The organism is Scytonema sp. PCC 10023 (assembly GCF_963920835.1).
GTDB lineage: Bacteria > Cyanobacteriota > Cyanobacteriia > Cyanobacteriales > Nostocaceae > Kalymmatonema.
The window spans coordinates 12,187-31,529 of record NZ_CAWUDP010000079.1; the positions used below are offsets into that span (position 1 = coordinate 12,187).

Annotated in this window: 10 protein-coding genes; 5 read left to right on the forward strand and 5 right to left on the reverse strand. The window is 43.0% G+C overall.

What is annotated here, in order from left to right; all coding sequences use genetic code 11:
• The first annotated feature begins 136 nt into the window (after positions 1 to 136).
• Positions 137 to 2,557: a sucrose synthase gene (locus ACM0OZ_RS35055; RefSeq protein ID WP_414587446.1), complete on the forward strand. Its 2,421-nt coding sequence runs from the start codon at positions 137 to 139 to the stop codon at positions 2,555 to 2,557.
• 275 nt (positions 2,558 to 2,832) lie between these two features.
• On the opposite strand, the gene ACM0OZ_RS35060 is transcribed toward ACM0OZ_RS35055, so the two are convergent.
• From ACM0OZ_RS35060 to cax, 4 genes are all read right to left on the reverse strand, one after another.
• Positions 2,833 to 3,636, reverse strand: coding sequence for a peptidoglycan-binding domain-containing protein (locus tag ACM0OZ_RS35060; protein WP_414587447.1), 804 nt, complete (start codon positions 3,634 to 3,636; stop codon positions 2,833 to 2,835).
• Positions 3,637 to 4,070: 434 nt separating this feature from the next.
• Positions 4,071 to 4,421, reverse strand: coding sequence for a peptidoglycan-binding protein (locus ACM0OZ_RS35065; protein ID WP_414587448.1), 351 nt, complete (start codon positions 4,419 to 4,421; stop codon positions 4,071 to 4,073).
• A gap of 275 nt (positions 4,422 to 4,696) precedes the next feature.
• Positions 4,697 to 5,911: an RNA-guided endonuclease InsQ/TnpB family protein gene (locus ACM0OZ_RS35070; protein WP_414587449.1), complete on the reverse strand. Its 1,215-nt coding sequence runs from the start codon at positions 5,909 to 5,911 to the stop codon at positions 4,697 to 4,699.
• A 346-nt stretch (positions 5,912 to 6,257) separates the two neighbouring features.
• Positions 6,258 to 7,352 (reverse strand): calcium/proton exchanger, encoded by a 1,095-nt coding sequence (gene cax, locus ACM0OZ_RS35075; RefSeq protein ID WP_414587450.1) that lies wholly within the window; start codon positions 7,350 to 7,352, stop codon positions 6,258 to 6,260.
• 571 nt (positions 7,353 to 7,923) lie between these two features.
• Between cax and ACM0OZ_RS35080 the strand changes: the two genes are divergently transcribed.
• Entirely contained in the window at positions 7,924 to 10,689 is a 2,766-nt protein-coding gene (locus tag ACM0OZ_RS35080) for a DUF3536 domain-containing protein (protein ID WP_414587451.1), read from the forward strand.
• 343 nt (positions 10,690 to 11,032) lie between these two features.
• On the opposite strand, the gene ACM0OZ_RS35085 is transcribed toward ACM0OZ_RS35080, so the two are convergent.
• Positions 11,033 to 11,596, reverse strand: a complete 564-nt coding sequence (locus ACM0OZ_RS35085; protein ID WP_414587452.1) for a KGK domain-containing protein — start codon at positions 11,594 to 11,596, stop codon at positions 11,033 to 11,035.
• A gap of 832 nt (positions 11,597 to 12,428) precedes the next feature.
• On the opposite strand from ACM0OZ_RS35085, the gene ACM0OZ_RS35090 reads away from it, so the two are divergent.
• The 3 genes from ACM0OZ_RS35090 to ACM0OZ_RS35100 all read left to right on the forward strand — a co-directional run bounded on the left by ACM0OZ_RS35090 (position 12,429) and on the right by ACM0OZ_RS35100 (position 18,979).
• Entirely contained in the window at positions 12,429 to 12,842 is a 414-nt protein-coding gene (locus ACM0OZ_RS35090) for a PPC domain-containing DNA-binding protein (RefSeq protein WP_414587453.1), read from the forward strand.
• Between the two features lie 687 nt (positions 12,843 to 13,529).
• A complete protein-coding gene (locus ACM0OZ_RS35095; protein WP_414587454.1) occupies positions 13,530 to 17,897 on the forward strand; it encodes an SDR family NAD(P)-dependent oxidoreductase in 4,368 nt (1,455 codons plus the stop codon).
• A complete protein-coding gene (locus ACM0OZ_RS35100; RefSeq protein ID WP_414587455.1) occupies positions 17,894 to 18,979 on the forward strand; it encodes a thioesterase domain-containing protein in 1,086 nt (361 codons plus the stop codon). The genes ACM0OZ_RS35095 and ACM0OZ_RS35100 overlap by 4 nt, the downstream gene beginning before the upstream one ends.
• The last annotated feature ends 364 nt before the right edge of the window (positions 18,980 to 19,343 follow it).

Sequence of the window (19,343 nt, forward strand, 5' to 3'; positions counted from 1 at the left end):
AGGGTAGTAACAGTAGTAATAATTGCTAATTGCCAATTGCTAGTAGTTGTTTTTACTATTAGCGATGGGCAGTTGGGTATGAGCTATTGCCCAGTCAAACGCTGAATCGGAAATCTACAATTATCTCAAGATTGCCATGTCTGAATTACTTCAAACCGTTCTGGATAGTGAAGAGAAAAGTGATTTGCGTTCCTTAATTAGTGAGTTGCGCCAGCAAGAAAAAAAGTATTTGCTGCGGAACGACATACTCAACTTATATAGTGAATATTGCTCTAAGTACGAAAAGCCTGAGACGTTTTACACCGCCTCTCACTTAGGAAAACTCATTTACTACACTCAAGAAATTATCCAAGAGGAATCAAGCCTCTGCTTTATTATACGCCCAAGGATTGCTAGTCAAGAAGTTTACCGACTGACAGGCGATTTGAGCATAGAGCCGATGACGGTTCAGGAACTGTTGGATTTGCGCGATCGCTTTGTCAACCGATATAACCCCAGCGAAGGCGACCTCTTGGAGTTGGACTTTGGTCCATTTTATGACTACACCCCGGTCATTCGTGATCCAAAAAACATTGGCAAGGGGGTGCAGTTTCTCAACCGCTATCTATCCAGCAAGCTGTTTGCTGACCCCAAGCAATGGCTAGAAACCTTGTTTAACTTCTTGCGCCTACACCAGTACAACGGCGTACAATTGCTCATTAATGAACGTATTCAGTCGCAGCAGCAACTCTCCGAGCAAGTTAAAAAAGCCATAACTTTTGTCAGCGATCGCCCGAGTGAGCAACCCTACGAAGAATTTCGTTTTGACCTGCAAACAATGGGCTTTGAACCAGGTTGGGGGAACACCGTCCAGAAAGTTCAAGAAACTTTGAGCATTCTGGATGAATTGCTTGACTCTCCTGATCCTCAGACTCTGGAAGCCTTCATTTCTCGCATCCCGATGATTTTCAGAATCGTCTTGGTCTCTGCTCATGGTTGGTTTGGGCAAGAGGGAGTTTTGGGGCGTCCCGACACTGGCGGTCAAGTGGTTTACGTCCTCGACCAGGCGAAGAATCTGGAAAAGCAGCTGCAAGAAGATGCCACATTGGCTGGTTTAGGGGGATTAAATGTCCAGCCGAAGGTGATTATTCTCACCCGCCTGATTCCCAATAGTGATGGCACTCTTTGTAACCAGCGCCTAGAAAAAGTCTACGATACTGAGAATGCCTGGATTTTGCGAGTGCCTTTGCGGGAATTCAACCCCAACATGACGCAAAACTGGATTTCGCGGTTTGAATTTTGGCCTTATCTGGAAACCTTCGCCATTGATGCTGAAAAAGAACTGCTGGCAGAATTTCACGGTAGACCAGATTTAATTGTTGGCAACTATACTGACGGTAATTTGGTAGCATTTTTGCTGTCACGCCGCCTTGGCGTAACGCAGTGTAACATTGCCCACGCTTTAGAAAAGTCCAAATACTTGTTTAGTAACCTCTATTGGCAAGATTTGGAGGATAAGTATCATTTTTCGTTACAATTCACTGCTGATTTATTGGCGATGAATGCTGCCAATTTCATCATCAGCAGTACCTATCAAGAAATTGTCGGCACGCCGGATAGTGTAGGACAGTACGAATCTCTCAAGTGCTTCACCATGCCGGAACTATACCATGTCGTTAATGGGATTGAACTGTTTAGTCCCAAGTTTAACGTGGTACCGCCTGGGGTGAATGAGAAAGCGTATTTCCCCTATACACGGACTGAAGACAGAGTTGAGAGCGATCGCGCCAGAATAGAAGAAATGCTCTTCACTCTGGAAGACGAAACCCAAATTTTTGGTACCCTTGATGACCCAAGCAAGCGTCCGCTTTTCTCAATGGCGCGTCTTGACCGCATTAAGAACCTCACTGGTTTAGCCGAATGCTTTGGTCGGAGTAAACAATTGCAGGAGCGATGCAACCTCATTTTGGTAGCGGGTAAATTGCGAACAGAAGAATCAGGTGACAACGAAGAACGCGATGAAATTGTCAAACTTTACCGCATTATAGAGGAGTACAATCTCCACGGAAAGATTCGCTGGTTGGGTGTGCGTTTGACCAAATCTGACTCTGGCGAAGTTTATCGAGTCATTGCTGACCACCAGGGAATATTTGTGCAACCTGCTTTGTTTGAAGCTTTTGGTTTGACAATTTTAGAATCGATGATTTCGGGATTACCAAATTTTGCGACGCAATTTGGTGGTCCTTTAGAAATTATTCAAGATCAAGTCAATGGCTTCTACATCAACCCAACAAATTTAGAAGAAACAGCCGAAAAAATCCTTGCTTTTGTCGAGAAGTGCGAACAAAATCCCAACTATTGGTATGAAATTTCCCAGCGAGCAATTGACCGGGTTTACAGTACCTATACATGGAAAATTCACACTTCCAAGCTGTTATCTTTGGCGCGGATTTATGGCTTCTGGAACTTTATTTCCAGAGAAAACCGGGAGGATTTGCTGCGTTATATCGAGGCTTTGTTCTATTTAATTTACAAGCCAAGAGCGCAACAACTATTGGAGCAGCATAAGTATCGTTGAGTAGTGATTAGTCATTATTAAGAAGAACACAGAACACAGAATACAGAACGCAGCTTGGGCATCCCCATAAATATATTTAGGGGATTTGATAAGGACGCCAGAACAAGTAAAAAGAACCAAGTAAAAAGTAAAAATAAAGAAGAATTGAATATTTCTTTTAACTTTTAACTTTTAACTTTTAACTTGTTGGAGGGGCTTCTACCGTACTTCTCCCCCCTGACTACTGAGTTCTGAATTCTGAGTTCTTTCTTCGGTCATTTGCTAATGACTAATGACTATCTTGTCAACTCGTACCAAGTTCTTTGACCAACGATGCCATCCACTACTAAATTCCGCTTGTTTTGGAAGGCTTTGACAGCAGCCTCCGTCAGGGCACCAAACATTCCATCAACTCGAACACTATAACCATTAGACAATAACAGCCGTTGCAGGACTCTGACAGCAACACCCGAGTTACCAAAACCCAAAGGGGGCAAAGATTGATTATCATACATTTGAGTCCTGATCTGATCACTACCTTGTTTGCCAGTAGGTCTTTGCGCGCGCGGAGAAGGAGTCCTGGTCGGAAGATTATCCGATGCTAGTTGGAATCGGACAAAATAAGTAGAAGCAAGCATAATCTTCTTACTTTCTTTAAGCGGGCTTTTTTGAAAACTTCGGACAGTGTTTCCCCACTGAGCTACCAACTTCGGGAGAGGCTCACTAGACAAAAGCATTTCTGGTGCACACACATGAAAGCTCAAAGGCTTTGCAATGACATCTTTATTGTCCTTCCTTAAAACCTGGAAATTCTCAGAGCCAACTAGGCAAGAGATTTCAGAGAGAATATTTATTTCTATTGGATTAAGTATATTTTCATATTTTATATTTATTATTGACGCAACAGCTTGGGCAGTCGCTTCAGGCTGCACAAATTCAGGTGGTGTAATTTGAGCAGCTGGAACTATCTGAGATAGCTGCCTTTGTGTTGACTTCTCCTGATCACTGTCTCGCTGAACTGGTGGAAGTTCCGGTGCAATGGGCGGGGATGGTTGTCCTGTTGTTAACACGCCCGTCATCAGCAGGGCAATATCTGTCATTGTATTTCATTTTACTAACACCCATGTTTCCTTTGACAGGAAAAATTGCTGCTATTCCGGAATAGACAGTACTTAAAAATAAAAAAATCTAATAAATTCTTTTCAAAGAATCAGTAAAATAGAATACTCAAGTATTTGTCCTTCCTAAGGGCGTAAACAAAAAGCATGAAATATAAATGATTTACAAATGAGCAAAATTTTCTTAAAGAATTGTGAAGTAGAACTGATAAATTATATAAAAAATTATGAATTATGAGTGATAAAAACCTTCATAATTCATAAGTGACAATATATTGACTCATTTTCTGACTAGTATATCGGGCGCGGAAATAAAGCTACCATACCCTACAGGAAGCTGCTCCGCGTCTACACAAAGGAAGCGAAAAACTTGTGATGTAAGCTTTTTGAATGCGTGAATTCCACGCACAGCGGTACTAGCCTGTCAAAATGCCCCAAGTTCTTGGACCAACAACTCCGTCCGCCCTGAGACCACGCCCACTTTGAAAGGCTTTAACAGCAGCCTCTGTGAGCGCACCGTAAACTCCATCGATTTTAACAAAGTAGCCATTAGACACTAAAAGTCGCTGTAGGGCTTTTACAGAATCACCTCTTGCACCAAAGCGTAGAGTTGGCAGACCAGAACCAGAACTGATGGCAGTGGGCTTGATGAAAGATTGCAATTCAGGTTTTGCCTCAGGTTGTAATTTAGGTTTTGCCTCAGGTTGTGCCTCAGGTTGTGCCTTAGGTTGTTCTTCAGGTTTTGGTTGATTTGTAGATTCTTCCATACAATTAATTTATAAAACTATTTTTCTAATTTATAAAACTATTTTTCACACATTTCAACCGTATTTGAATTGCCAAAGAATGAACTTACGCTTTGCAGGTTGTTTTAGCTCTTGTGGCAGTGCATACCCACATAAACACTCACTGAGTTGCTCGGTAATATTTTACGGATATTCTTCATCCTCATGAACTTTGTTTCCACGTTTCTAGGGTAATGTTAACGGACTCGCTTTGGCAGTACCCTGTTGGGGTAGTATCTCATTGACACTCCCCAGCCCTAGAAGGGCGGGGATTCTTGCTTCACAGGGATTCCAACGAATTTACCCTCGGCAAGCATCTTGACCGTATGCCCTACGGCTGCAAGCCCCCTAACGGCGACTACTTGAGCGGCTGCAACATCCCTATCGGTTGTATAGCCGCAATTTGAGCAAACATGAGTACGTTCGCAAAGTTCTTTCTTTCCTGTCTCAATACCGCAACTTGGGCAGATTTGACTTGTTTTGCGACTATCCACTTTTTGGAAATAGACACCACGCTTAAAACAAGTTTGCTCAAGGATGTTCAAGAATTGACCAAACCCTGCATCTAAACAATGCTTACCCAGCATTCCGCGAGACAGTCCAACAAGGTTTAAGTCTTCAACAAACACCATTCCTGCCTCGTTACAGATTTGGTGAGACAGCTTTCGATGCCAGTCTTTACGACAGTTGGCGACGTACTCATGCAATGAAGCAACCTTCTTAATAGCTTTGTGCCAATTGTTCGAGCCAATACGTTTTCTGGAAACGCGCTGTTGCAGCAATTTAAGCTTGCGGAGGGCATCGACAAAAAACCTCGGACGTTTGACCTTCATACCATTAGAGGTTGCAACAAAACTTGTGAGTCCTACATCAATTCCTACTGCTTCACCATGTGGAAGGGGAGAGGGTACAGACACACCCCATTGAACGGTTAGCATCACATACCAGCCAGAAACGCGCTTAACCACACGCGCTTGCTTAACTACTCCCTCCTCAGGGATATCCCGCGATTGACGCAATTTTACCCAACCTATTTTTGGGAGATTGATTTGCCCACGTCCTAAGGGATCTTTATTTAACTGGGGAAACACGAAAGAACGCATCTTCCCTTGTTTTTTGAACCGAGGAAAACCGTGATTGCGTTCCCACATTGCAACAAACGCATTTTCAACCCGTTTTAAAGTTTGCTGCAAGACTTGGGCGTTAACAATCTTCAACTCTGGGTAATTCTTTTTAGCTTCAGTTAATGATTTGCACTGACTTGCATAAGTTGGGCGTGGCGCGTCAGCAGGAATGATGTACTCAGACCGGAGTGAACAAGCATTAACTTGACAACTACGAGACTTAAACCAGTCTTTGCGCTCCGCCAAAGCATGATTATAAACACGGCGATTAATTTCTAACCACTGGTCAAACAACATAACTTGGTCGTGCGTTGGTTTTAGTTTGAATTCGTAAGTCAAATTAAACACTTTTATCACCTCCTCACCTCATTATACACTTGAATCTACCTTTCGTCCGTACGTTTTGTAGACTGGGAAGAAATTCCCCTGCCGCTACACCCCCATAGCTAGAAGCGCTTGGGCACTGCGGCGAATAGTCCGGTAGGAAAAGAATTTTCTCCCCCTACTCCCTTGGCTAGATTTTTGCCTCTATTGGCTTACCCGCTAGGAGGATACCTGTAGCGCTGTTGGCTTCTCTATAAAGACAATACTCCACTTGACAAAAGCAATCCCCCCAAAGCCTCAACTAGGGGGCGGGGGGATCATCTGTCGCAAACATTGAGAAAAATGCTGCTGATACGCTTCGGCGTGACAACTACCCCAGACTCTCAACAACTGGAAGGAAGTAGAAAGCAAACCCCAAAACTGTATATGCCGCTAATAGTAATGTGCCTTCTAACCAGTTTGACTTACCATCGGAACTAATACTATTAGCAATCAACACCGCTACAGCCACAGCCACCAATTCAAACGGGTTGAAATTCAAATCCATCGGTTGACCTAATGCCCACCCTGCTAAAACTAAAAAGGGAGCAACAAACAGGGCAATCTGCATACTTGATCCCACCGCCACGGAAACGGAAAGATCCATCTTATCCTTCATTGCCACAGTCACAGCTGTAGCGTGTTCAGCAGCGTTACCAATAATCGGCACAAGGATGACTCCTGTAAACAGTGCCGTCAAACCCAACTCAGATGTGGCAACTTCTAAAGAATTGACAAGCAATTCTGATTCCAATGCCACTAACAGGGTACATATTAGCAGCACCGCAGTCCATAACCAAATATTTGGCGGCTTGTTGAGATGTGTTTCCTCTGTTACTGTTTCTACGATCCCCACCTCATAAAGATAAGAGTGGGTTTTCATGGAAAATAACAGAGTTAGGGCATAGACGAGAATGAGTACCACAGCAACAGCAAGGGACAGATTTTGCAGTGTGTTTTGGCTAATTCCGTGAGCGCTAAATTTCATCGCCGTAGGCAGTAAAATCGCAATCACCGCCAGATTCATGGAAGAAGCGTTCACTCGCGCCACTATCGGCTGAAATGTCTGTTCTTTGTGGCGCAGCCCGCCCAAAAGCATCGAAAGACCCATCACCAGTAGTAAGTTGCCGATAATTGATCCCGTGATACTGGCTTTGACCACATCCACCAGTCCCGCATTTAGGGCAACTAGGGCAATAATCAGTTCCGTAGCATTACCAAAAGTAGCGTTTAACAACCCCCCCAGCGATGGACCAACCACAACAGCAATTTCTTCTGTGGCTGCGCCCATCCAAGCTGCTAAAGGCAAAATGGCTAAACTCGCTGTGATGAAAACTGTTAAGTCTCCCCATTTCAAGTAATGAGCCGCGATGGAAACCGGAATAAACAGTAACAGAACCAAAAATACAATGTTTTTACCTGACATTTGTTATTTTGAGCTGAAAGTATTAGAGACAGTTGCGTGAGGAGGTAGTCCTCAACTAGTCCTGAGTCATGAGTAAGAACTGTTAAGTAACAAACAATATACACTTAGCACTCAGTACTTAGCACTCAGCACTTGTGTAGACCAGACTCTAGAATACTCCCAACCCTCCCATTGAGCGGTTTCAAGATTGTAGTGTTTGCTTTCTAGAGCGAGATTTGTAAAATAAGATTGCGGTATGAGTAGAATTTGCAATCTTTTGTTGCAAAAGTTTCCAATAAACCCAAAATTCTACACCAAGGATGCGGTTTAATATATTAAAAGACGATTAAATTTTTGGCAGCACCAACGACAAAAGCCGTTAATATGGGTTTGGTCAATGGTTGATTGCACAGGGCAAATGACTGCTGGATAATGCAGATTACTCCCAACACGAAAACCGCTACCTCGAAATTTGGTTCTATCTCATAGTTGTTGTCTGTACCAATTGTTGTTGGAATGCCGCTGTAGGAAGGTTTGTAAGCATTATCTTGGACGCAACTGCAAGGACTGTTTATTTTTTTGGAAATACTCCATGACTTCTGCTGCTGAACTGCCAGCTAGTGCTGGTTCAAATTTGACGCCACCTGAAAATATCAAAAACACCAAAATGCTTGATCCCCTGAGACAAGCTACGGGTGTTTACGTCACTGTTCATGGGCACTTTTACCAACCACCACGCGAAAACCCTTATCTAGACTCGATTGAACGCCAACCGGGTGCAGCGCCTTTCCATGATTGGAACGAACGAATTCACCACGAATGCTATCGTCCCAATGCCTTTGCCAGGGTATTAAATGACCGAGGCGAAGTGGTGGGGATCGTAAATAACTATGAGTATTTGAGCTTTAATATTGGACCGACCCTGATGTCGTGGCTAGAACGCCACGATGTAGAGGTTTATCAACGAATTTTGGAAGCGGATCGCAAGAGTAGCGATCGCCTCAACGGGCATGGCAATGCGATCGCGCAAGTATACAACCACATCATCATGCCCCTGGCAAACGATCGCGACAAATACACTCAAATCCGCTGGGGCAAAGAAGACTTCCGATCCCGGTTTGGACGCGATCCCGAAGGAATGTGGCTGGCAGAGACTGCTGTAGACTATGCAACTTTGCAAGCTTTAGTAGACGAAGGAATTCGCTTTATTGTGCTTGCACCATCACAAGCACAACGTTGCCGTCTGTTGCCCACCAAGGATAATCCCAACCCTGAATGGCACGAAGTTGGCGGAAATCAGATTGATCCCACACGTCCTTATCGCTGCTTTTTGAAAGGCACTAGAGAACTGAAACCAGAGGGAGTAGCCGGAGAAATGACTTCCTCATCTCCCTCATCTCCCTCATCTCCCTCATCTCCCTCATCTCCCTCATCTCTCCAATCCCGCCCTTACATCGATATCTTCTTCTACGATGGTCCCATCTCTCGGGATATGGGTTTTAGTGATGTCCTGTTCAATTCCAGTCATTTGGCAGGACGCATAGGTTCTGCGGTGCGTGGGGATCATCGCCCTGCACAGTTAATTTCTGTTGGCACAGATGGGGAAACCTTTGGACATCACAAGGGAGGAACCGAGAAAACATTAGCCTACGCCTTTACAAAAGAGTTTCCTCATTGGGGTTGGACAGTCACCAACTTTGCTCACTACCTCAGCTTGAATACTCCTACATGGGAAGTGGAATTAAAGCCAGTCACAGCGTGGAGTTGCGCCCACGGTGTCGATAGATGGCAGGATGATTGTGGTTGCGGTGGTGGTGGCACATGGCACCAAAAATGGCGTCGCCCCTTGCGGGATGCCTTGAATTGGCTGCGCGATCGCCTGATTCTGGTGTATGAAGAACATGGCAGACAGTTTTTCCGTGATCCCTGGCAAGCACGCGATGAGTATATCCAGGTGATCCGCGATCGCTCCCCAGAGAATGTGAGTAAGTTCCTCTCGCGTCACCAAACCCATAAACTCACATCTGCTGAACAAGTAGACGCCCTGCGCCTACTGGAAATGCAACGTCATGCTTTACTAATGTTCACCAGCTGCGGCTGGTTTTTTGAAGAACTCTCGCGTCCAGAGGGAACGCAAATTTTGCGTTACGCCGCCCGTGCTTTAGAACTCGCAGGAGATGTAGCTGGCGTGCAATTGGAAAAAGGCTTCGTCAAACGCCTAAACCAAGCAGCTAGTAATGTTGATTTGTTCAAACACGGTGGCGAAGTGTATCGTCAGTTGGTACTAACGGCTCAAGTCAGCTTTAAACAAGTTGCAGCCCAGTACGCCTTAACCTCACTGTTTGCCAATCATAAACCTGTAGAGGCGTTGCATCCAACATCTCTACAAAATGGAAATGGAAATGGTTCGATCAAACATTCTCATCCGTACCAAAAGCGGGTTTATTGCTACACCGCTAACGAGGTAGATTACCAATTGCAACGGATGGGATCATTGACTCTTGCCGTGGGAAATTTGAGCCTAGTGTCAGAAATTACCTGGGAAAGCGAAGACTTGGTGTTTGCTGTTCTGCATCTTGGTGGCTGGGATTTCCACTGTTGTATTCAACCCTTCCAGGGACGACGTGCCTACACTCAGCTAAAAGAAAAGCTGTTTGGAGCGTTGCAACAAGCTAGTGCAGCTCACATGATCCTAGTGATGACGCAGCTATTTGGTGAAGAGTCTTTTAACTTACAAAATCTCTTTGCCGAAGAACGCCACCGACTCATGCACCTGTTGAGTCAAGAAACTCTATCACGTTTAGACCAACTTTATACCCAAGCGTATCGTGATAATTACGGTGTGTTGATGGCATTCCACCGCGATGGACTACCTGCACCGCAAGAGTTGCAGGTAGCAGCAGAAATTGCCTTGGGGTATCGGTGTATGATGACCTTACGCTTGCTTGAGCAAGACATTGCTGAACCGTCATCAAGTTGGAATCACATCGTCGAGTTAGAGGCGATCGCCACAGAAGCCAAACACCTGCACTGTCATCTGAACATTCCCGAAGGTAAGCAGATGTTAGAGCAGTTGATATTGCGTTCTCTGTGGCAATTGTTGCACGATCCCAACGGGACTTTTGATGCAGATTTGCAACGCCTAGAGCGGTTAATTGATGTGGCAAATCAGTTAAATCTTGGCATCTCCCTTGAGCGGTCTCAAGAACTGTACTATAGCTGTCTGTACAGTCAGATTGTCCCAGTCTTTGTTGCCAAAACTGCTAAAAATCAGGATACCGCTCAGTGCCGCCAGTTGTTGAAGCTGGGGCAAAAGTTAGCGGTAGATGTCAGTCCTTGGCTAAGTCAATTGGGATAGCCACGCCAAAACGCTCAAATACCCACCCCTTAGGGACTAGATAGGGATTTTCGATCTAGGGCGTGGCTCCTACAAAGCAGCAATGCTTGCGCTACGCCCCTACAATAAGCTGTATTTCACTTAAACTATTAGCCCTGCAATTAATTGCAGGGCTTTCTTACATTGAATAAGTTGTAAGTGAGTAATGTCGTTCGTACCACCAACACTCAGCAAGATAATATAGCGCTTCTCGTTTGGATGAAGTCATTATAAATCTCGTGTTCCATGAGTGTTCCATGAGTAGTTCTTATTTCTTGATGTATTGCACTCAACACCACCAAGCGCTATATAGTCGATAGTGAGGTTAGTTTCTACTGGAATTTTCCCACAGATTTGGCATTAGTATTGGTCGCGTAGGAACATATACTTCCTCACTGTTAGAGGAATAGAAATGCAAGGAGTTTTGGTCATGATTTTTTTCTGAAATGATTTCCTCAGGACAAAAGTCTAACGAAACTTTAATCTCAAAATTTTTGCAACTCTTACTGTCTTTTCGTGATAGAGAGTCAGACATACTCTCACCGTCACTCATGGATAAAAATTGTTTTTTTGATGGAGAGAATTCTAAAGTGACCCTAATCTCAAGTTTGCCTTTTTGTCTACCATTATTACCAGGTAGCAGGAGTTCACATTCGATTCCTTGTCGGAGGTAAAATTGCCATTCAACTCTATTAAATATGCCTTGAACATTCCTTTTTTTAAAATATTTATTAATAAATTTATCTTTACAACGTAAATTTAAATCATTTCCCTTGGGTTCAAGATCTTGAAGCACTTGATTGACAATTTGAACTGCATTAAATATTTTATTTTCTAACAAAATCACATCATCTTCTTGCTCCAATCGTTTAAATTGGTTAGGCAACATATAAAATATCCTCCGTACTAACCCTGAGTTCTTGAGATTGTCCTACAATCTATGCCAAGCCATTGAATTTTTGTCAAAAAAATACAGAATAGACGCCGAAATGGCGACTTTGCGTAGACTCCGTTGACGCGTGTCTCTTGGTCGGAGCTACGAATAATATGCAGCAGCTTCCCTTAAGGTAGGGTACACAGACGAAAGTAGATAACTAATGTACTTTATTTATCTGTGTATTTTTCGTGTTGAAAACTACATTTCTCTAGATTTTACTACACTATTTGACTCGACCAAATTCTTGTCAAAAGGAGTTAAATTAGCAATTTTTATATCAGATTGTCCAATGACAGGCAAGAGATAATTATAGAATTGCTATAGGTCGCAAAGAGTTATTGATAGTAGAAACTACTCTCGTTTTATGAACGTGTTGATATAAATGTACTCCACTAAATGCACCTGTAAACATAGTCCTATTTGGGGAAATGACTTGACAAAGGTCAGGGATTTTTGCACTAAGGTCACATCGTATAAACGTCATGACGATTCTTTTTGTCAAAATTGTGATAGAAACTCAACTTGTTCTTTCAAACTTTTGCATTGAAGCAGTCATCCTAACATATTCAAACTCGTCAAAAACACAGTATAGTATTAACAGCATATTTGAGAAACCGTGTTGTTACATAGGATCTATGTATTGACTAGGTCATATATTCAACATATAAATTTTTCTAATTTATAAAGCGAATTTATAAAGAAATTATATTGCCAGGATGCGGCTCACCACCGTCTTGTCATTTATAATTGAATATTTCTTTAATGCCTGACTCTATAATATCCAATGAAAATATTTGCTTTTAGACTCAAACCAAATGAAGATCTAAAACAAAGTTTAAAGAATTTTGCCTTGCAGGAAAATATTAAAGCAGGGTTTATATTAACTGCGATTGGCAGCTTAAAGGTGGTAACAATTCGCTTTGCCAATCAAGACACAAGTACAGTCTTATCTGACAAATTTGAAATTCTTTCTCTTAACGGTACAATAGCCACCACTGGGGTTCATCTTCACATTGCAATTTCTGACAAACAAGGAAAAACCATCGGCGGGCATCTCGACGATGGATGCATTATCTACACAACCGCCGAAATAGTCATCGGTATCAGCGAAGAATACACCTTTCTCAGAACCCCAGACCAACAAACAGGCTATAAAGAACTGGAAATTATTCCAAATCTCTCTCTATATCCTTCTTAAAACTCCTTACTGCTTAATCCTTAACCCAATACGGTTCAGTTAAGGATTTTGGTGAGATTGGGTGATGTGTAGAGACGAGAGGAGGCGCGTCTTTACATTGTCATCCTGGTAACACGTGAGTTCTCAGGACCTCTCCCACCCAACCTCTCTCTCCTTGTAGGAGAGGGAGGAGCTACGTAAAAATGGGATTTTTAAGCCTCTCCCCTACAAGGGGAGAGGTTTGGAGAGGGGTCAAATCAGGATATATCGAACTCACGTTGGTAACGGTTTTGGTCTTATCACCAACCGTATTAATCCGTAACCAATAAGTATTGACATATATACGTGATGAGGCTGAAACTCGCCAGAAAAAATTCAAAAATTCATAGACTTTTGGGTAAAAGTGTGATATTTGAACTAGAAGATTTTTGTATTAACCGTAAAATTACTTTGAAAGACTTGCCATATCAGGCAAATAATTTTACTTTATAAGTACTTAAAAAAAATAATATTTTTTCTATTCAGAGCAAAAAAAATGCCAAAAATACAAGCCAGTTTCTTTAATTGATATGTAAAGAGTGGCTCTTCATTTCGTTCTCATTGATACTAATCTTCCGGATTACCAAAGTTCAGTTAAGAATACTGTCATACAAAAAGCTTGAGTAACACAATAGCTAAAATCACGTTTCACATATCAATTACCTTGAAATGAAAAAAGATTTCTTTAACGTTAAAGATGAACGAATCGACCAGGATTTACAACATTTTCAAAACCAAGTGGAATCTGTTTTCTTAGAAAATGTATCAGTTGAAGACTGTGCTGTACTAGTAAGGAAAGCAGAAACTTCCCGCCCTGAATTAGTCGCCTACATCGTCTCACAGCAGCCAGTTGATCCAGAACAACTGCAATCCTATCTGCAAGAGGTTATACCGTCAGCTTGGCTGCCTAATGCTTACATATCAGTATCCAATCTGCCGCTGACTCCCACAGGGGAAGTAAACAAACAGGCTCTAATGAGTCTGCCGGTGTTCGATTCCCAATTAGTGGAACAAATAGAAAAGCAACTCCAGTCAAGGCAAGAAATCGAGCAGGTCGCAGTAGTTGTGCAAGAAAATACCTTGAGCCTTTCCCGGTTGCATCTCGAAGATTTGCTTCCAGAGGAGAAAAGGTTAAGCACACCTGCTGTTAAACAATTAATTCCCTCTGACACCAAGCCAAAAATAGAACGACAAAAGTCACAACCGAAGCCATTGGCAATCAGCTATGGTGCTTCTCTACCAGATGAATCCAATGCGCCCTCCACATTGCCAGAAGTTTTGCAAAGAGCAGCTCAACAGGTAGAGGGACGGATTATTTACCTGTTGCCTAATGCAAAAGAACTTCGGCAATCCTACGCCGATTTACTTGCACAAGCCGAGCGAATTCTCTGTGGGTTGAGAAAGCTAGGGCTGAAGCCACAAGAGCAAGTCATTTTACAATTGGAACTCGGTTGCGATATCATTCCCGCTTTCTGGGGTTGTCTATTGGGGGGCTTTATTCCCCTAATTACCGAAGTACCTCCAACCTATAAAGAATCGAACAAGGCGGTAGATAAGCTAGTTCATATTTGGAAGTTCTTAGATAACCCAGTTATTTTAACCACACAAGCACTGGAACAAGAGGTCGAATATCTATCCCAGTGGCTGCCAGCAGAAAATTTGAAAATTGCTTCTATAGAAGCTTTAAGAACTAATTTTCCAGACAAATTATATTATTCCTGTCAGCCAGATGACGTGGCATTTTTCAATCTCACATCCGGCTCGACAGGAGTACCAAAATGCATTCAACTGACCCACCGTAATCTCATCGCTAATGCCAGGGGGGAAAATCTACTCAATCAACATGACCAGGAAGATGCAATCTTGAATTGGCTGCCATTTGACCATATTGGTGGTATTTCCATGTGCCATATTCGTGGCGTGGTATTGGGTTGCACACTTGTTTATGCTCAAAAAGAATACGTACTAGGTAACATCCTCAACTGGTTAGATTTAATCGATAGATACCGCATTACTCATAGCTGGGCACCTAACTTTGCCTATGCCCTAGTTAACGAAGCCCTGAAGCGAGAAGCACTACAAAACTGGGATTTGTCTTGCGTGAAATTCTTAGTTACGGGCGGAGAAGCCGTTTCTGCCAAAACAGCAGAGAGTTTTCTAGAGAATATGGTCACTTATGGACTGAAGAAAACGGCAATCCGAGCAGCCTTTGGGATGGCAGAGATGGCTTCGGCTATTACTTTTCATCAGCCAACTGAGACAGTACCTGTTAAATTCCACAGGTTAGACAAATCCTGCTTACAGGGAACCATCGAACGAGTTGGGGCAGAGCATCCGAATAGTGTGACCTTTACTGACTTAGGGGCGGTGATTCCCGGAGTAACCATTCGGATTGTAGACAGTAAGAACAATGTCTTGCCAGAAGATAGCATTGGTCGTTTGCAAGTCAAAGGTGATGCTGTTTCACCGGGATATTACAAAAACCCACAAGCGAATTCCGAAGCGTTTTTAGCAGACGGTTGGTTTGACACTGGAGATTTAGGTTTTATTGCTAATGGGCATTTGGTGCTCACAGGTCGTGCTAAAGAAACGATTATTATTAATGGAGCCAATTACCACAGTCATGAAATCGAAGCGGTAGTTGAAGAAATTGAACAAGTAGAGGCATCATACACTGCTGCTTGTGCAGTCAAAGATGCAGATAGTGCAACAGAGAAATTAGCTATCTTTTTCCATTCACCGATTGTAGAAGACAAGCAACTGCAAAAGCTGCTTCAGGAAATCCAGCAGACTGTAGTCAACAAAGTGGGATTAAATCCAGATTATTTAATTCCAGTGGCTAAGGAAGATATTCCCAAAACCGCCATTGGTAAAATCCAGCGCCGCCAATTGAGTCAACGCTTTCAAACAGGAGAGTTTGAACCAATTCTCAAACGGCTCGACATCTTGATGGGTAATCACAACACCCTACCCGACTGGTTCTACCACAAAATTTGGCGATCGCGCGGAGCGCAGTGCCAAAGGCGATCGCAAAAAGCCACATGGCAAGATTTGCAACCCATGAGTGGGCACACGGTGGTATTTCTCGACTCTTCGGGATTAGGGTCAATATTGTGTCAACACCTACAGTCGGCTAATCGCTCATGTATCCGCGTCCAGATAGGGAAAGAGTTTAGCTCAGGTGACAACAGCTATTGCATCAACCCGCAAAATCCCGACCACTATCAACAACTGTTTCAGTCCATCCTCTATGACGGTCAACCTGTCACCGAGATTATACATTTGTGGACTTATGACTCATTGACAGCAGATATCCCCTCTTTAGACGCACTCCAACAAGCCCAAGAACGAAGCATTTACAGTCTCTTGTACTTAATCCAAGCATTAACTAAGGTTCAAGGTTCCCAGCAGTCGGTGCGCTTGCTGTGCGTTGGTAGTCAAACTCAGGCTACCTCATCCACAGATAAAATTGCTCCTGCCAAGTCGCCGATGTTAGGCTTGCTCAAAACTATTCCTCAGGAAATGCCGACTTTACGCGTCCGCCATGTGGATCTCCTGCTAGAGGAAGTAGAGAACAATGCAGCCTATATTCTCCAAGAACTCCAAGCAAACTCAAAAGCTTTGGAGGTAGCTTATCGTCAGGGACAGCGTTTGGTTCCTCGCTTACAGAAAGTAGATTGGGAACAACAACCCAAGGGAGAGTTACCCTTCAAGCAAGGGGGTATTTATCTGCTTAGTGGTGGACTTGGCGGCGTGGGAGTAGAGATAGCCAAATATCTGCTGCAAAATTATCAAGCAAAGCTGTTATTGCTGGGGAGGAGTCCTCTATCTGAAAAAATCGAGGTCTATCGAGAATTAGAGCAATTACCAGGAGAAATCCTCTATCAACAGGTAGATATTTGCCAGCACGAACAAGTACAACAGGCACTTACACAAGCTTTATCTCAATGGCAAGGAGAGTTAGCTGGAATCATTCACCTAGCGGTAGTATATCGGCAGAATTTGCTTTTAGAAGAAACTCAGGACAACTTAGAGGCAGTGCTGCGTCCCAAGGTACAAGGAACCTGGGTATTGCATCAACTGCTGCAAGACCATCCCAACAGCTTGTTTATTAGTTTTTCTTCTTTAGCGGATTTATTTGGCGGCGCTAATATCGGTGCATATATTGCTGCTAACTCCTTTCTAGAACGCTTTACACACTATCAACGCCATCAACAGGGACGGCAGAGTTATTGCTTCGTTTGGGGTAACTGGGATAACTTGGGCATCAGCCAAGATAATCCTGCACAATCTTGGCTCCATCGCCGAGGTTCCTGCAGTATTTCCACCACCCAAGGTCTGTATTCTTTGCTGACAGGTTTGTACCATGACCAAGAACATTTATTAATAGGTTTGGATGGCAGCAAACCGTATATCCAGAAGTATTTGGAAATAGAAGCTCATGGGTTGCAGAAATTAACTGCTTATTTCACCACCAAGGGCATTGGTGCTACTGTTTCAGACTTAACTGTAAAGATACAGGACTATGCGATCACAGATTACTTTGGCACGCCAGTTACTTGTGACTTCGTACAGCTTGCACAGATGCCCTTGACAGTTACAGGGGAAATCGACCGGGAGCAGTTACGGCTTCTTAGTGCTGGTAGAGACACTCAAACACGGATTATGCCTCGCAATGAGTTGGAACGGCAAATATCACTTGTTTGGCAGGAAGTTTTAGGAATTGGACAAATTGACATTCACCACAACTTTTTTGAACTGGGTGGGAGTTCTATCAAGGCAATTATTTTGGTGAATAAATTAGAAAAACAACTAGGAGGAAACTTTCATTTCACACTGATGATTGAAGCTCCAACAATCGCTCAATTTTCATCGTACATTCAGAACAATTATCCAGAACTGAATTCTAGAGTGCAAGGTTCTGATGCGGGTACAACAAACACCGAAACAACGGTGCTATCTGAAAAAACTAACGTTACGCAAATTGCGAAAACACTAATTACTGTTGCAACCGATATAGAGGAGGGAGAAATTTGAAAACAGTTGATCAATTATTATCTAACCTAGAAAAGTTGGAAATTCAACTTTGGCTAGATGAAGAAGTTCGTCTGCGCTACAGCGCCCCCAAGGGAGCTTTGTCTTCACAGTTACGCGACGAATTGCGAGAACGTAAAGCAGAAATTATTGATTATCTGCATCACAAACATCGGGTAGCAAAGATGCCACCTATTGAGTCTATCTTGGTCAAGATCCAGCCAGGCGGAACTAAACCGCCTTTGTTCTGCGTTCACCCAGCTGGTGGTAATGTCTTCTGCTATTTAGAATTATCCCGTCATCTGGGTTTGGATCAGCCTTTGTATGGCTTGCGACCACCTAATTTATACAGTCAAGAGGAATCTTTAAACTCTATCGAAGATATGGCTGCGGCTTATATCAAAGTCATGCAGTCTGTTCAGCCCCAAGGACCTTATTACCTTGCTGCTTCCTCTTTCGGTGGAGTTGTCATTTACGAAATGGCACAGCAATTGCAGGCTAGTGGTCAAGAAGTTTCTTTTTTAGGAATGTTGGATATGCCTTTACCCACATCTACAGATATGAAAAACCAGATAGAAAAAATGGGTAATGAATACTATCTAGTGCTAACGGCTTTTGCTGACAGTACAGTAGGTGCTTTAGGTGAGTATTCGCAGCAAATAATAATAGATGAATTGCGAACTTTTTCGGAATTAGACGTACAATTAAACTATATTTTGCAGAAATTAATCAAACTTAAACTTTTACCTGCTGAATTTACATTTGAGCAGTTTCGCCATCTTTTTGATGTATTTGAAGGCAATGTCACCGCTGGAATGCGCTACACAATGAAAACATACCCTGGTAAAGTTGTTTTCTTCCGCGCAACAGAAGACATAATCGACTTATTTCACGAATATCAAGACCCAACAAGAGGCTGGTCAGAATTCGCACTTGGTGGGGTAGATGTTCATGAGATAGAAGGGAACCATTACTCTATGCTTCGTAGTCCGGTTTTAGCCGAAAAAATCAAGCCTTATCTGATGGGAGAACGAGTTGCCAGACAAGAAAACATCAAAACATTTGTGAATTCATACCACACTTAGTACAGCATTTCCTAAATCCGTAGTGTTTTTTCTTTGGGCTAATCAAGCTGTTGCGTTTCTTTGAAAGCGATAAGACCATTGTCTATACGCTCTTAGTTTTCACTCTTATCTGGAAAACCTCGCTTCCATTGCTCTCTCCACCTCTTTTTAACCCTCCCCCTCAAAGGGGAGGGAAGAGGAGCAGCTTTTATTACTGAGAGAGGAACTTAGAATTCTCCCCCTTCGCTAGTAGGGTTAGGGGCTGGGGAGCTAGGTTCCTTTGTTCGTTTTTCCACATGAGGTGAAAAGTCAGCTATACGCCCCGTTAAAAACATGTAAAAAATTATACTTTTTTCTACCTTAATACAGTGTTAAAGTAGTGCCG

Bases quoted from the DNA above. Each gene is read 5' to 3' on its own strand.
- ACM0OZ_RS35055 (WP_414587446.1), top strand. From the start codon at position 137: ATGTCTGAATTACTTCAAACCGTTCTGGATAGTGAAGAGAAAAGTGAT.
- ACM0OZ_RS35060 (WP_414587447.1), bottom strand. From the start codon at position 3,636: ATGACAGATATTGCCCTGCTGATGACGGGCGTGTTAACAACAGGACAA.
- ACM0OZ_RS35065 (WP_414587448.1), bottom strand. From the start codon at position 4,421: ATGGAAGAATCTACAAATCAACCAAAACCTGAAGAACAACCTAAGGCA.
- cax (WP_414587450.1), bottom strand. From the start codon at position 7,352: ATGTCAGGTAAAAACATTGTATTTTTGGTTCTGTTACTGTTTATTCCG.
- ACM0OZ_RS35080 (WP_414587451.1), top strand. From the start codon at position 7,924: ATGACTTCTGCTGCTGAACTGCCAGCTAGTGCTGGTTCAAATTTGACG.
- ACM0OZ_RS35085 (WP_414587452.1), bottom strand. From the start codon at position 11,596: ATGTTGCCTAACCAATTTAAACGATTGGAGCAAGAAGATGATGTGATT.
- ACM0OZ_RS35090 (WP_414587453.1), top strand. From the start codon at position 12,429: ATGAAAATATTTGCTTTTAGACTCAAACCAAATGAAGATCTAAAACAA.
- ACM0OZ_RS35095 (WP_414587454.1), top strand. From the start codon at position 13,530: ATGAAAAAAGATTTCTTTAACGTTAAAGATGAACGAATCGACCAGGAT.